The organism is Spiroplasma endosymbiont of Dromius quadrimaculatus (genome assembly GCF_964031155.1).
Taxonomy (GTDB): domain Bacteria; phylum Bacillota_I; class Bacilli_A; order Mycoplasmatales; family Nriv7; genus Nriv7.
In genome coordinates this window covers 1,257,504-1,272,324 of record NZ_OZ035010.1, presented here as the reverse complement: position 1 = coordinate 1,272,324, position 14,821 = coordinate 1,257,504, and the positions used below count along the sequence as shown (strand labels likewise).

Annotated in this window: 18 protein-coding genes and 1 tRNA gene; 15 read left to right on the top strand and 4 right to left on the bottom strand. The window is 27.2% G+C overall.

The features are described from left to right. Window positions 1-85: 85 nt before the first annotated feature. Window positions 86-1,273 carry an elongation factor Tu gene (tuf, locus tag AAHM88_RS07055; RefSeq protein WP_342262727.1) on the top strand — a complete coding sequence of 396 codons (1,188 nt, stop codon included), beginning with the start codon at window positions 86-88 and terminating at the stop codon, window positions 1,271-1,273. Window positions 1,274-1,356: 83 nt separating this feature from the next. Here the strand turns inward: tuf and AAHM88_RS07050 are convergent, their stop codons facing one another. After that, the gene (locus AAHM88_RS07050) at window positions 1,357-2,721 is read right to left on the bottom strand and encodes a M17 family metallopeptidase (RefSeq protein ID WP_342262726.1); all 1,365 of its coding nucleotides are present in this window, start codon (window positions 2,719-2,721) and stop codon (window positions 1,357-1,359) included. A gap of 113 nt (window positions 2,722-2,834) precedes the next feature. On the opposite strand from AAHM88_RS07050, the gene pepF reads away from it, so the two are divergent. From pepF to AAHM88_RS07035, 3 genes are all read left to right on the top strand, one after another. After that, window positions 2,835-4,622 carry an oligoendopeptidase F gene (gene pepF, locus AAHM88_RS07045; protein ID WP_342262725.1) on the top strand — a complete coding sequence of 596 codons (1,788 nt, stop codon included), beginning with the start codon at window positions 2,835-2,837 and terminating at the stop codon, window positions 4,620-4,622. Between the two features lie 257 nt (window positions 4,623-4,879). Then, a complete protein-coding gene (locus tag AAHM88_RS07040; protein WP_342262724.1) occupies window positions 4,880-5,341 on the top strand; it encodes a hypothetical protein in 462 nt (153 codons plus the stop codon). 33 nt (window positions 5,342-5,374) lie between these two features. Beyond that, window positions 5,375-6,508, top strand: coding sequence for a hypothetical protein (locus tag AAHM88_RS07035; protein ID WP_342262723.1), 1,134 nt, complete (start codon window positions 5,375-5,377; stop codon window positions 6,506-6,508). A gap of 46 nt (window positions 6,509-6,554) precedes the next feature. Here the strand turns inward: AAHM88_RS07035 and AAHM88_RS07030 are convergent, their stop codons facing one another. The 3 genes from AAHM88_RS07030 to AAHM88_RS07020 form a co-directional block, all read right to left on the bottom strand. Next, a complete protein-coding gene (locus tag AAHM88_RS07030; protein ID WP_342262722.1) occupies window positions 6,555-7,295 on the bottom strand; it encodes a hypothetical protein in 741 nt (246 codons plus the stop codon). Window positions 7,296-7,403: 108 nt separating this feature from the next. Continuing rightward, a tRNA-Trp gene (locus AAHM88_RS07025) sits at window positions 7,404-7,478 on the bottom strand. 130 nt (window positions 7,479-7,608) lie between these two features. Further along, on the bottom strand, window positions 7,609-10,434 hold the full coding sequence (locus AAHM88_RS07020) for a hypothetical protein (protein ID WP_342262721.1): 2,826 nt from the start codon (window positions 10,432-10,434) through the stop codon (window positions 7,609-7,611). Window positions 10,435-11,242: 808 nt separating this feature from the next. Between AAHM88_RS07020 and AAHM88_RS07015 the strand changes: the two genes are divergently transcribed. The 11 genes from AAHM88_RS07015 to AAHM88_RS06965 are packed head-to-tail and all read left to right on the top strand — an operon-like array spanning window position 11,243 to window position 14,811. After that, entirely contained in the window at window positions 11,243-11,569 is a 327-nt protein-coding gene (locus AAHM88_RS07015; protein ID WP_338967555.1) for a hypothetical protein, read from the top strand. 2 nt (window positions 11,570-11,571) lie between these two features. After that, the gene (locus tag AAHM88_RS07010; RefSeq protein ID WP_342224501.1) at window positions 11,572-11,793 is read left to right on the top strand and encodes a hypothetical protein; all 222 of its coding nucleotides are present in this window, start codon (window positions 11,572-11,574) and stop codon (window positions 11,791-11,793) included. After that, window positions 11,793-11,954: a hypothetical protein gene (locus tag AAHM88_RS07005; RefSeq protein WP_339023857.1), complete on the top strand. Its 162-nt coding sequence runs from the start codon at window positions 11,793-11,795 to the stop codon at window positions 11,952-11,954. Before AAHM88_RS07010 ends, AAHM88_RS07005 begins: the two co-directional genes overlap by 1 nt. Window positions 11,955-11,957: 3 nt before the next feature. Further along, on the top strand, window positions 11,958-12,188 hold the full coding sequence (locus AAHM88_RS07000) for a hypothetical protein (protein WP_338966797.1): 231 nt from the start codon (window positions 11,958-11,960) through the stop codon (window positions 12,186-12,188). Between the two features lie 11 nt (window positions 12,189-12,199). Beyond that, on the top strand, window positions 12,200-12,334 hold the full coding sequence (locus AAHM88_RS06995) for a hypothetical protein (RefSeq protein ID WP_338966796.1): 135 nt from the start codon (window positions 12,200-12,202) through the stop codon (window positions 12,332-12,334). 19 nt (window positions 12,335-12,353) lie between these two features. After that, complete coding sequence (locus AAHM88_RS06990; protein ID WP_338967559.1) at window positions 12,354-12,596, top strand: hypothetical protein; 243 nt, start codon at window positions 12,354-12,356, stop codon at window positions 12,594-12,596. Window positions 12,597-12,620: 24 nt separating this feature from the next. Beyond that, window positions 12,621-13,604, top strand: a complete 984-nt coding sequence (locus AAHM88_RS06985; RefSeq protein WP_342262267.1) for a hypothetical protein — start codon at window positions 12,621-12,623, stop codon at window positions 13,602-13,604. Window positions 13,605-13,610: 6 nt separating this feature from the next. Continuing rightward, window positions 13,611-13,895 (top strand): hypothetical protein, encoded by a 285-nt coding sequence (locus AAHM88_RS06980; protein WP_342223871.1) that lies wholly within the window; start codon window positions 13,611-13,613, stop codon window positions 13,893-13,895. Window positions 13,896-13,897: 2 nt separating this feature from the next. Beyond that, window positions 13,898-14,146: a hypothetical protein gene (locus tag AAHM88_RS06975; RefSeq protein ID WP_338968164.1), complete on the top strand. Its 249-nt coding sequence runs from the start codon at window positions 13,898-13,900 to the stop codon at window positions 14,144-14,146. Between the two features lie 22 nt (window positions 14,147-14,168). Continuing rightward, window positions 14,169-14,561 (top strand): hypothetical protein, encoded by a 393-nt coding sequence (locus tag AAHM88_RS06970; protein WP_342262266.1) that lies wholly within the window; start codon window positions 14,169-14,171, stop codon window positions 14,559-14,561. A gap of 43 nt (window positions 14,562-14,604) precedes the next feature. Next, window positions 14,605-14,811: a hypothetical protein gene (locus AAHM88_RS06965; RefSeq protein WP_342262265.1), complete on the top strand. Its 207-nt coding sequence runs from the start codon at window positions 14,605-14,607 to the stop codon at window positions 14,809-14,811. Window positions 14,812-14,821 lie beyond the last annotated feature (10 nt).

Below are 14,821 nucleotides of genomic sequence, written 5' to 3'. Positions count from 1 at the left end.
GCAACTTGAATTTTAAGATAAATTTAAGATAAAATATAAATATCTTTTTTAAAAAGTAGTAATAAAAATGAAAGGAAGAAATGAAATGGCAAAAGAAGCATTTTCAAGAAGTAAACCGCATGTTAATATTGGAACAATTGGTCATGTTGACCATGGTAAAACAACTTTAACAGCAGCGATTACTGCGGTATTAGCAAAGCAAGGTGGAGCAAAAGCAAGAAAATATGATGAAATTGATGCTGCGCCAGAAGAAAAAGCAAGAGGGATTACAATTAATATTGCCCATGTTGATTATGAAACTGAAGCAAGACATTATGGACATATTGATGCTCCAGGGCATGCTGATTATGTAAAAAATATGATTACGGGTGCAAAACAGATGGATGGAGCAATTTTAGTTGTTGCTGCAACTGATGGCGCAATGCCCCAAACTAATGAGCATGTTTTATTGGCTAAAAATGTGGGAATTAAAAAATTAGTTGTTTATTTAAATAAAGTTGATTTACTTGATGATCCTGATATGTTAATCTTAGCAGAAGAAGATATTAGAGAATTATTAACTAAACATGGTTTTGATGGTGGCAATACACCAATTATTGAAGGTTCAGCATTAAAAGCATTAAATGGTGATCCCGAACAAGAAGCAAAAATTCTTGAATTAATGAAAGCTGTTGATGAATATATTCCAACGCCAGAGCGAGATTTAGATAAGCCATTTATGATGTCAGTTGGAAGTGTTGTGAGTGTTCCAGGTCGTGGAACAGTTGCTACTGGTCTTGTTGATCGGGGAATATTAAAACCTGGTGAAGCGGTAGAAATTGTTGGGTTTGGTGATAAGGTAATTAAAAGTATTGCTACAAGTATTGAAACTGGTCACAAAACGCTAGATGAAGCTAGAGCTGGTGATAATGTTGGAATCTTATTACGAGGTGTTGAAAAAGATGCCGTACGAAGAGGACAAGTTTTATGTAAACCAGGAACAGTTACGCCTCATAATAAATTTCAAGCAGAAATTTACTTATTGACAAAAGCTGAAGGTGGTCGTCATACGGCAACTAAAAGTAATTATCAACCACAATTTTATTTACATTCTTCAGATGTAACAGGAACAGTTACCTTACCTGCTGGTGTTGACTTTGTAATGCCTGGTGATAATACTGAAATAACTGTTGAGTTAAATACTAAAGTTGCTTTAGAAGAAGGAACACAATTTGCTATTCGTGAAGGTGGTAAAACCGTAGCTTCAGGAATAATTAATAAGATTTTAGAATAAAAATTTTAAAAAACAAAATAAAGAAAAGAAAAGAAAAAGTTATCTATTTAAAATAGATAACTTTTTAGTTTTATAAATTATTACTATTTAACTCTACTTAAAAGTTCAACTAGTGTTTTAACCATAACCCCACTACCACGAGAATCGCTATCAGCTGTTCCTGCAATATCTAAGTGAATGAAAGGTTTTTCTTCAACAAATTCTTGTAAGAAAGCAGCCGCTTGTGAAGAACCCATATCCCGAATTTTTCCAATATTTGCTAAGTCAGCTATTTGTGAGCATTGCATTTCTTCAATATTTTCTTTGTATATCGGCATTCTTCAAATGCGTTCTTTGCTTAAATTACTTGCTTGTTCAAATTGGTGGTAAAAATCATTGTTATTACTAAATACACCTGTAGCGTGCTTTCCTAACGATACCACGATTGCTCCGGTTAAAGTAGCAACATCAATAATTTTAGTAGCGTTGTTATTTCTAATGGCATAAGTAATTCCGTCAGCTAAAACTAAGCGTCCTTCAGCATCAGTATTTAAGATTTCAACGGTTTTACCGTTCATTGCAGTTGCCACAGCTTCAACTAAGGTAGCGTGACCTCCAATGCGATTTTCAGTTAAACAGGCAACAGCAACAACATTAATTGCGGGTTTAATTTTAGCAATGGCTAACAATGTTGAACAAACAATCGCTGCTCCCGACATATCAAATTTCATATTAATCATTGAAGCTGCTGGTTTTAATGAATAACCACCAGAATCAAAGGTAATTCCTTTGCCGACTAAACCAATTTTTTCTTTGCTATTAGGATTTCCTGTGTATTCAATTATCACAACTCGGGGGTCGTCGTTGTGGCTACCATTAGCAACAGCTAGCAAAAGACCCATTTTATTTTCAATAATTGCTTTTTTATCTAAAATAGTAATTTTAACATTATCAATGCCTTCAAAAACTTTTTGAATATCTTGAGCAAAGATTTCTGGGTACATTAAGTTTGGCGGTGTATCTTGTAAGTTTCTTGTTAAATTAACACTATCTAGTTTAATTTGAGCAATATTAAAAATTTTGGTGCTATCACTAATATTAGTAATTAGATGATAGTTTGCTTTTTCTTGCTTTTTTTCTTGTTTATAAGATATTACTTGATGTTGGGTATATAAAATGGCTTCACTAATGGCTTGTAATGCCAATTGTTCATTAAAATCATCAGTTGTAAAACTAGCAACATCAATATTTAATTCCCGAGTGTTGGTACTGCTAAATTTTTTCATTCATTGCTGTAATTTACAAAATGTCATTTTCTTTTCTTTAAAGTAAACGAAAAGGATTTTTTCTGAGTCGATTAAGGTTGTATTTCCTTCAGATTTTTCAACGGCCTCCTTAATTGTTGCGCCTTCAAAAATCGCTTTTAAAGTTACAATGTTTTGTTGTGATTCTTTTGTTAAGTTAATCATATTTTTCCTCCTAATAATAAAATTATATAAATTATAACACTTTTGATTGCACAAATGCCGTAATATATTGATATAATCATAAAATAGATTAATAAGGGAAGAGGATATAACTAATGAAACGAATTAATGCTGATAAGAAGTATCAATGAGATTTAAGTTATTTATTTACTAGTGATGATGAATGAACGAAGGCGTTACAAAATTATATTAGTCATTATGGTAAATTGTATAATTTAAAAGGGAAATTACATCAACAAGAAAATTTTAAGCAATATATTTTATTGTCAGAGGCGGGAGAAATTTTAGGTGCAAAACTTTCGCAATATTTACATTATGGTAGTTTAGATACTACTGATGAACGATTTATTAATTTAACTAATTTAATGATGAATGAGTCATTAAAAATTCAAACTAAGATGTCATTTGTTGAACCGGAATTAAAACAAATTGGTGCGGAAAAAATTATGCAAATGTTAGCAAATGATGCGGAATTAAAAAATTTTGAATATGATTTTCGGTCATTTTTTGAAAAAGTAAAATATTTATTAACAGAAGAACAAGAGGAATTATTAAACAATGTTGCTAAAACGCGAAGTACTAGTTATCAACTTTATGATTTATTAGCATATGCCGATAAGGAAAAACAATATCTTGATTATGATGGTAAAAAACAGGAATTAACAGAATCATTAGCAACTTCAATAGCACAATTATCGCGTCCCAAAGAAGATCAAAAATTACGACGAGAAACTAGTATCTTATTAAACAAACATTTAATTACAAAGAAACATTCATTAGCTAAAGTGTATGAAGATATTATTCAATATAGTGTTGAAGAAGTTAAATTAAGAAACTATGAAAGTTCATTGCAAGCATCATTATTAGGTGATAAAGTATTGCCAGATATGTATTTAACTTTATTAGAAGTTGGAAAAGCATATATTCATTTATATCGGCGTTTTATTAAAATTAAACAAAAATATTTTCAATTAGATAAGTTTTATGCAACTGATAGTCATTTATTAATGAATAAAACAGAAAATAATAAGTATACTGTGGTGCAAGGGATTGCAATGGTAAAAGCAGCTTTTCAGCCATTGGGAGCAGAATATTTAACGATGTTAGATATCGCTTTATTACCAGGGCGAATTGATTATTTTGAAGATACTAACAAACGCAGTGGGGCATATTCGTCATCAGGTAAAGGTGTTGAACCAATTATTTTAATGAATTGAGATGATTCATTACGATCTGTTGCTACCTTAGCACATGAATTAGGTCATTCCGTACATACATTATTTTCTAATAAGTATCAACCGCCTAATTTAGCACAATATCCGATTATTTTAGCAGAAGTGGCATCAACTTTTAATGAGCATCTTTTATTTAAATATCTGTATACGCAAGCTAAAGAAAAAGATGAACAAATTTATTTATTGGAAACAAGAATTAATGATTTAATGGCTACTTTCTTTCGTCAAATTCAGTTTGCTAAGTTTGAATGGGAAGCTCATAAAATAGTTGAACAAGAGCAGCCGATTAATGCTAGTATTTTAGCAAAACTGTTTAAAGATGTTTCAATTGAGTATGGTTATGATGTTTATGATGAAATTGCTGATGATGGCATTTATGTTTGACCACGAATTTTACATTTCTTTAATTCCCCTTATTATGTTTATAAATATGCTACTTCGGTGACAACTTCGTTTAAGTTATATGATGATTTTGAAAAGGGCAATAAAGATAACATTTTGAATTTTCTTAAAGCAGGGGGTCATAAAGAACCAATGTTAATTTTGCAAGATGTTGGTATTGATTTAGCACTGGAAGCAACCTATGTGCCGTTAATGGAGCATTTGGAGCAACTATTGGATGAATTGGAAAAATTATTACAGCTTTAAAATAACAACTAAATTAACTTGTATAAAAGATGTTAAAAGTCAGAAGTAAACTTCTGACTTTTTTAAATTAGTTTTTAAAATGGGTCACAATGTCATTTTTAGAAAATAGTTTCAATGGAAATCATTTAATTTTAGATATAATAATGTCATTATAAGGTTAAGAAAAATATTTATATTTTAAGGGGTTGATAGTTTTTAAATTTATCAAGGAAAGTTTAAAAAATATAAGTAATTAAAAATAGAGAGGTAGTTGCTAAATGCTTAGTCTAAAATCAGGTGAGAGACTTATACAAAAACCAGTTTTTTTAAAAATATTTTATTTAAAACTAGCAATATATTTATTATTATATATTTTGTTGCTAATTCCGATTTCTAATCGCAATGAAACATTTTATAATTTTTTTAAATTAAAATCAGCGGTTGGCGAATATGCTGATTATGAAGTTAGTACAATTATTAATTGAACATTTTATAGTTTTTTAACAATGGTGCTATTGACAATGATATATAAAAATTATTTGCGATATCGCTTTTTTGCTTTATTAGTGCTAGTTCTAATGTATGTAACATTGGTAATGACTATTCTTTTGGTATTAGTTAAGGGGGATTTCTGTGTAAAAAAGACAACAGGGTTACTTTTAACTTCAATCATAAGTTTATTAATTTATTTGCCAGCATTAACTCTTAATCTTGCGTATTTACAATTAAAAGATAAATAAAATTATTTAATAGTTGGAAGGACATGAATAGTTATGTTGGGGGAAAAATTATTATTAATTATTATTTTGCCAGTCTTTATGAATCATATTCCTAATATGAAACCAATATTTAATTCTAATTTAAAAAAAGAAAATAAAAATTTAACTTGAAAAAGTATTGAGACTTTAAGAAATGATTTATTTTATGAAATAAGTAAGTTGGATACCAATAGTAAAGAATTACTACGACAATCTTATTATTATAAATTAATCAGTAATCAAGATTTAATTGAATTTTCTGAGATTAATAATTTTGTTAATCAACTTATCCAAATAGATGTTTTAATAAAACAGTTTCAGGTAAATAATCAATTATTTATTGCACCGGATATGAATATTATTAAAAATCCCTATTGCATTTGAAAAGATGAAATTGGTGAACCATTAATAAATGAGTTTGATGAAAGTATTGTTAAAATGTTAATGGCTAACGAGATTCGTTATTTAGATCGCAAAATTATAACTAAAACAAATTGAGATGGTTATTGAACTACAGCATATTATTATAATTTTTATATTAATAATTGTGATTTGCTGACATATTATATATTTCAAACTGGTAATTTTGATGATTTATCTTCTATCCAAGAAGAGGCATTGTTTTCAAGAATTAAAACTTTAAAAAATTTCAATTATTGAGAATTAATTGATAATTCTGATAGCTATGTGAAAGAAATTGTTAAAAAAACATTAGGTGGATTATTAACGATTGTTAATTATTTACCAATTCCTGGGAAACTATTTATTAGTGCCTTAAAAGGTGTATTTTTTGCTTATAGTGCTTTAGATAAAATGGATAAAAAAAATTATTTATATTATGTTTGAGGCTCATTATTTATAAGTCAAAAAAAATTAGATATTTTAAAATATATGATTACTGCTAGTAATAATTTTAATAACGGGATTAATGTTTTTTGACGACAAGGTTGACTAGATGATCAAAGTTTAATTGTTAAACAAATGAGTCCGAGTGAAAAGCATATTAAAACATATAATAAGTATGATATTGTAAAAACTCGTTATACTGATTGTACAAAGCAGTTAGTATCAAATCGTTCACGATGAAGATGTTATGATACTTGAACAAATTCGTGGGATGAAGGTAACGGTTTATATCCGTTTTTGTAAAAACTAAAAATGTAGAATTATGAACATCAACATAATTCTACATTTTTTATTTATTTACTTTCTTGTGTTTCTTTTCTTCTGCTTTTTCTTTTTCTCTTTGGTGATAAGAATAGTGAGCTGATTCAGCATATCGTAAGATTGGCTTTTCCAGAATTAACATTACACCAAAGGTGATGAGATATTTTACAAAAATGAACCCCCCATAAATGCCATAAAAAATTAGCATTTGTGTTTTTAGTGGTTGCTTGGATATTTCTTTGATTGGGTCATGAAGAGAAAAATTCTTACACTTATTAATTATTATCATTGGATTTATTGTCATTGGATGAGTGTGTGTATGAAAACCTAAAGCATCAGCAGCTCACAATTGAGCATTTACAGCAGCAAATAGTGCAGTTGCTAAACAACAAATAAGAATACTGGTGCATTTAGTATAAATGTTTTCTTTGTGAAATAATCTTTTCCATATTCAGTTTAATAGAAAATATAGTCCAATAACGAGGGCATTTAACATCATTCCCATTGTGGCACTAACAACAATATTACCGTGAACAATGTGGTGGGGAATTATCATATGTAATCAAGGTTTAATTGCACCAATTAGCATTGCAAATCAAGGACCAATTAATGGAATAACTAATAAAATTAGGGTATCACCAATTTCAAAGTTGGCTGCTGGTAAGTTAGGTAAGGGAATAGGAATTTCTAGCATTGATAATGCTAGTGCTAACCCTAATGCCATTGATGAAATGGTAATTTTAAATATAATATGTTTTTCTTTGAGCATATTTTTCTCCATAATCTTAATTGATAATAATTTTTAGTACTAATTATTTATAATAATTATAAATTGGATAATATGTATTGTCAATCAAAATTGGTGTAATTTAATAATTGGCGAGGGTAGTAGGACTCGAACCCACAACATTTAGTTTTGGAGACTAACGTTCTACCATTGAACTATACCCTCAATGTTATATTCTAATTATAAAGAAGTTTTAGTTAATTTTTTAATTAATCTATATATTTTATTATTGAGTAATTAAAAAATTACGCTAAGAATATAATTCTTAGCGTAATGTGACAACATTATTTAAATATTAAGATTTAATGATATTTTTAAGACTTTTAATCTCTTTATTAATTTCATTAATGAATTTTTCGTAATCTTTTATTTGTGTATTGATATTTTCATCATCAATTAATGTTTCTACCTCATAGGTAATGTTAAATCAAAAGCTTTTTTGATAGAAATATTCTTTATGGTTAACATTCCCAGCAGAAAAGAATTCATCCATCGATTGACCTTTGCCTCAGTCTAAATCGCCAGAATAGGCGTTAGTTCAAACATAACCAGTACCCTCATAATTAAGGATAGCATTTCATGTTACTGTAAAAGCTTTTTGTTGTTGAAAATGATTTTTAATGATGTTTAGTTGTTTAATACCTTGACTAGTTTCTTGACTTCAAATATTTTCATAATGGATAGAATCTTTATTGGTATTATAACCAACATTTACTTCTTTGATTTTAATTGAATCTATTTTGATATTTGGTGCTTTTAATTGAGGGATATTGATATCAATGATTCTTTTTTCGTTGTTACTTTTATAATATATTTGTTTTTCGTTTTCATCATATCAATAGTTAATAAATTCATTTTTTCCGATATGAGTTACTTTCTCATACTTACCTGAATTTTCTTTAAGTTTTTTATTAAGATCAGTAATTATTTTTTCATAATCTAATTTTTGTTGCTTAATTTGATTATAACGATTACTATCAAAAATAACTTTTATGTAAGGTAATTGGTAATCAACAAATTCATTATCATCATTAAACTTTAAGGTTAGTTTTGATTTTACAATAAAGTTTTCTTGAATTTCTTGGTTTCAATCAAATAATTCTTCGTTATGAAAAAAATTACCTGCAGAAAGAAGTTTGTGCGGATCTATAGTTGCTCGGCTGTTATCTAGTAGGTTATTAAATTTTATTTGTATTATCCTTTCAGCAGTGTTTTGAAGTTCACTAATTTTGGTTTCACCTTTCGCAAAGTTATATGGTAGGGAATTTTTTTCATTATAATCTTCAATAAGTTTTTGAATTTTCAATACAACAGCCAATTTATTGTTGTGGTTGTCTAATGTTTTTTTATCTTGTTCTAATTGCTCTTTATCTTTTTCTAATTGCTCTTTATCTCTTATTAATTTATTTTTTTCTTTTTCTAATTCTTTATTTCTATCTTTTAATTTTTCTTTTTCTTCTTCGGTCGTATCCTTATCGTTTATTAATTTATGGTTTTCTGTTATTAGTTCATCTCTTGCTGCTATTAATTGATCTTTTTCTTTTATTATTTTTTCTTTTTCTTTTATTAATTGATTTTTTTCTGCTATTATTTTTTCTTTTTCTTTTATTCATTTATTTTCGGTATCTTTATTATTAAAGTATCCGATTCATTCGTTAATAAAAGAACTTACTTGATTAATTTTTACTTCAAAATCTGAGAGTTCAGTTTCATCGGTTCAAAAATCTTTATTTGTAATATTAGCGTTTTTACTAGTAAAGTTAAGTTTATCGTAAGCATTAAAATCATTTTGATATTTATTAAATAGTTTTAAGAAAATTTCTTCAATTTGGTTAAAATTATCTTTAATTGCTTTAAAATATTGGTTTCTTTTTTGTTGTAATTCATCTTCTGATATTTCTGAAGCGGCTAGTTGATATTCTGTATTGTCAGTAGAACTAATAATATGTTTAATTGACATCAAAGCGTTAATTAAGTCAACTTTAACTTTTTCAATTTTCTTAAAATTGTTTATTACTGTTGCGTCTTTGATATTATTTAAGAATTTTTTAAAATTTTCTAAATTTTTTTTAATTTGTTGGTAATTTTCATCACTAATTTTGTGGTCAAAGGTATCAACAATTTCTGAAAATAAACTATGATTTTGTTTATTATATTTCATCATTGTATCTCTGATTTTTTCTAATAGGGGGGCAATACTAATCTTATCTAAATTGGTTTGCGTGCTAGCAATTTTATCTAAAATATATTGTTGTAGTTCTTGGGTTAAATCGTTCATTGCTTTACGGTCATCATTTCCATAACCGGTGTTAGAACTAATTATATTTAATAATCTTGTACATACTTTATCTCAGTTAGAAAGTGCTATGAGATATAAATTTAGCAGTTCTTTTTGATAGTTGTGGGGCATTTGTGGATTTTTAATAAATTCGCGATTTATTTCTAATTCAATATCATTAATACGGTTTGTTAGACCTTTAATTACTTCTTGGTAGGCGTCTACTCTTTGTTGTAAACCATATTGGGTATTATTTAAAGTAGCTTCAGCCGAGTCAATGAATGAATTACTAATTTCGTGGACTTTCTTTTCAATTAGTCGTTTAATATTTAAATTAAATCCAGTTAGTACTTCTAATAATTCACTAATCTTATGACTGCTTTTTTCAATTTTTTTAATTTCATTTTGAACAAAATGTAATTTTTTAGGAAGAAAAGCATTCTGATGTTGACCTTCTTTTTGATATGTAGAAATTTCTTTTTCCGTTCATATAAATAAGTCCTCTAAATTTCAAGCAGTGTTTAAAAATAAATTAAGGATATTTATTTGTTGACTTTTTGTAATATCAAGATTTTCATAAATATCTTGATGAACGATAGTTTGTAAATGCTGTAATGGTTTTACATAAGTAGTTTCAAAATGTAATTCAAAGGAATTTTCTTGAAAAAATATTGAATCGGCATTTTTTACAAAATCTAAAAATGATGCTTTAAAATGAGTCATATTATTGCTGAGAAAATTTAATGAATTACAAAACTTGCTAATATTTTTGTTAGTATCTCATTCAAATTCGGTGTCACAAATACTAGGTTCTGCTTTAACTATTGATAATTCTGAGTTCATAGTTATACCTCCGGCGTAATTTAAATTTTTAGTACTGTTACTAAAAATTTACCTTTGATGACATCACTCCAAACTTAGTTGATTTAAAATTATTATAGCAGATATTTTTTTTCATTAACAAAATCACTTTTAGACTTTTTTGAAAATAAATAATTTGGGTTATTTCTTTAAGGATATTTTGATAATAACTTTACACATTCGCAATAACTCTATAAGAGTTGTAACAGTTAAATGTAATTTTAGTTCCCTTGTTAATGAGAAAAGATTTAAAAATTATTTAATTATATTTAAATAATTTTGGACGCATAAAGTTTTGTTAGGTAGGAAAAGATTTGAATAAGTATTAAGACAGTCAGTAATGATTGTCTTTTTATTTTATAAGGTGTTAAAAATTTGTTCTTTGAAAATTAAATACAAGTGAGTTAATAATGTTGGTATGTATTAAAGCACGATAAATTGTGGGTGGTCGCCATAACCAAAAGAAGTTTACCAGTTAATAGATAACATCCTATTAGCTATAGCAATTTGTTTCGTTTTGCAATAAAAAAATGAATGGGTGGATTTCCTAAAAATATACACGCTATTAAATTAGTTCCAAGGGTAGGATGCGGATGTTAAAGTGTAGAAATTTCTATATAGGGGTATGCTAAGTTTAAAATTATTAAAATCTTTATCTAATTAAAAAACAAAATTAAATAACAAAGCTTGTTAAACACTTAAATCTGCGATATATAAGTGTTTAAAAAACTAAGTTAACTAACTTAGTTAATATAACTTAGTTTATAACAAATAAGAAAGGTAATTTACTATGAAAAACATTGAAAACATTTTCTTAAATACTAAAAAATATCTTTTAAAAGAAACACAAAACGCAATGCTTATTAAAGCACCAAAAATTCCGTGATTTAATGAACAAATCGGTATTTGGTTTCCAAAGCGATTTGTTTATAAAGGAAAATACGAAAATTCAATTTGCATTGGAATAATAAAAGATAGTAAATATCAAGTAATTTCAATTAATCAACAAGAGCAAGAAACCAAGTTAATTAAAGGCCAAGAATTATTAGGCTTCTTCATTGCCGAAAAAGAAAACAATAAAAAAGATATAAATTATAACTATTTTAAAGGAGTTTAAAAATGAATATTGCGATTGGATTAATATTTATTATCACTTGCATAATGCTATTGGCGTATTTTGCTTATAAAATTTATGCCAAAATAAAAATGCGAATTAAATTTAAAAATGCCATTAAAAATAATACTGGTAATTTCACAAAAGACGAAAAAGTATTTATTGCTCGCTTTGAAGAATGAGTTAAAGCTCCTAATTCAAAAGAAAATAATGAGAATAAAAAATAATGTTTTGAAAAATTATTATGGAATTTTTAGAACTGTTTGTTCCGATAGAAAAAATGCCTGCACAAGTTGCATTTATTGCCGGATTAATTATTATCATTACTTTTCTTTTCGCATTAATTTCAATTATGTATTTACCAATAAAAATGATTTTTGGGAGATAAAAAATGACAGTAAATTTAAAAGAATTTAATTGAGAACAAATTAAACAAACTTTCTGAGATTTGTTTATCCAAATTACAAATATTCCGGCTCATATTAGTGGTGGTAAAGAAATTGATTTAACCCAAGAAACACTTTGACTTTTAATGGCAAACATTGCTTTTTGATTCTTAACAGCGATTATGGTGTGATTTATTCTAATGCTACTTTGAAAAACCATATCAGTATTTAGATAGAAACAAAAGTAATGTCAAGAAGTTACATTGTAATGCATTCACAAAGAAATTCAAAATTAATTAGTAAAAAATACAGTCGTGTTAAGGTTAATCGTGGTTTTAATAAATTTAAGAAAAACTTTGAATATAAATGATGAATGTTTTAAAAAGAAAGGGGGTGATTATATGATTGGAACTTTCTTAACAGAAGCACCAGCAGTAACAAAGATAACAGCTAGTGACGCGATGACTAAATTATGAAATGCGATTATAACAGCGTTTACTAAAATGTGGGAAATTATTGCTGTTAATATGCCACAAGTCGGTAATTTCTTTGCTGACTACTGAATATTCATTTTTCCATTTATTTTGGCAATATTCTTTATTTGCTTTAAAATGTTTGAAAAATTACTTGGAGCTGTACGCTAACAAAAAAATAAAGTGAGGTGCAAGATGAAATTTTGCAAATGAATAATAGAAAAAAATAACCATTTTATTGAATTGAATCGCACCTCATTTTTAATTTTATGACATTGAGGAGCAATTTGATATATTTACAACGGTTATTTTAAAAACATTGTAAGTTATTTATTTTTAGCAGGTTGTATTTTAATTTTTATTTTTAAAATCAGTAATTTAACACAAATTAACAAAGTTATTAATTTCTTAAAAAATTCACCATTAAATATTGTTATTGGTTCATTAGGAACTGGAAAAACCGCCTTTCTAGTATACGCATCAAAATTATTAAAAAAGAAGAAATATCATATCGCATCAACATTTCCATTACTAGAAACCCAAAAATTAAGTTTAGGACATATGGGATTATTAAATTTTGATTATCCGGTATTGCCAGACAAAACCTTACTTTTATGAGATGAAACCAACTTATTTTTAGAAGGAACTGATTGAGAAAAAAATAATACCAAAAACGAAGAAACCGGTATTCAAGAATATTTCGCTCTGGCACGCCATTTCGGTCATATTGTGCTAGCTAGCGGTCAAAGAGATAAACATATTTGAGTTAAAGTTCGTGATATTGCCAATAATGTGATTGTGGGCATTCGTAAAAAACCCGTTAATATTTTTCGCCCCTACTTAAAAGTCATCTATGGCACCTTTACTAGTATTGAAGAATATGAACGCTGACGAAACACTTTAATTGATGCTAAAAATAGTAAAAAGGGTCGTCGCATTAAATACCGTGATATTCCTGAACTTGATATTTATTTTTTTAAACTAAAAATTCCTCTACCAATATTAAACACTTACAATTCTTTTTACCTAGCGTTTTTAAGAGATTACTTAAATTCAAAAGTAAATCCTGACTATGAAGATAAATACTATAATGACACAGCAATTGATTTAGAAGACTTAGAATACTTAAAAATGGATAAATTCAGCAAATTTTTAAGAAAAATGAAAGAAAAGGAATAATAAAAAATGGAAAATCTCGCAAAAATGGCCGACTTTCTCGCTCAAATGCTTTATAAAGTTTTTGACTTAATTTGAAGTTTAGAAGTGCCGGGAACGAATATTCAACTGATATTTCCTTTATTCTTAACACTGGCTGTAGAATTTCTTATGGCAATTATTCTTGGATTTGGTAGTCAACAAGTTAATTTAGAAAAACAACGCCAATATGCGGTTAAAAATAAAGGGCGTTTAAGTGCGTGAGGAAAAACTAAAAAACAAATAAAACCAATAAAAACAAAACAAGGTAACTAACAATGTTTAAACTAATTATTATTTTTATCTTAATAACTGTGCTTGGACTATTGGCTGGTAGTCATTTTGAAACTTTAACAAACTATATTAGCGAAGGCCTTGCCAATTTTAAAAAGTTTATTACTAGCAATTTAACAATTTTAGAATTATTTAAACCAATGGCACGAACATTTTCGCAACACCCAATCTTTACCATTCTTGGTGTTACTTGTGTACTGATTGCTTTATTTATTGTGATTAAAGGACGATAAAAAACATGAAAGGAGAATTAAAATGAAAAAACTTTTAGGAAAATTACTTAAAAAAGATAATTCAAAAGAAAAAACACCATTAAGATTAAAAATTAAAAATTCTTTTAAAAAGCAGTGGTTAAAAGTATCATTAAGTATCATTTTCATCTTTATAAGCTTATTAATTTGTGCATTAACAGCAATCGATACTAAATGAATAACCGGAACAAGTAACGAATTTAATGATTTTATGAATAAACAGATGGTTGATTTTTTTGGTAAGTTCAATACTAGTATTATGCTAGCAGGAATATTTGTTTTTTGATGAGGCGGAGCAATATATTTTGCAATTAAATTTGAAAAATTAGTCCGCTTTATTATTCAAAAAATTAAAGCAAAAAGAGCCTTGAAAAATGAAATGAAAAAAACTAATTAATTCTTTAAAAAAATATTGATGGAGAATTTTGCCTTACATTTTTATGATTATTATCTTTTTCATTCCATTTTTAAAATTGGAAATTAATGATTTGAAATTATTATATGAAAAATTTGAAGCATTAATTTCACTTATGATATTAGGATATTTAGATATATGCATTACAATAGCGGTAATTATAAATTGTAGCATTGAGTGACTTATTAAAAAAATTAAAGAAAAAAGAACAATGAAAAATAAAATATTTTAAAAAGGAGTGA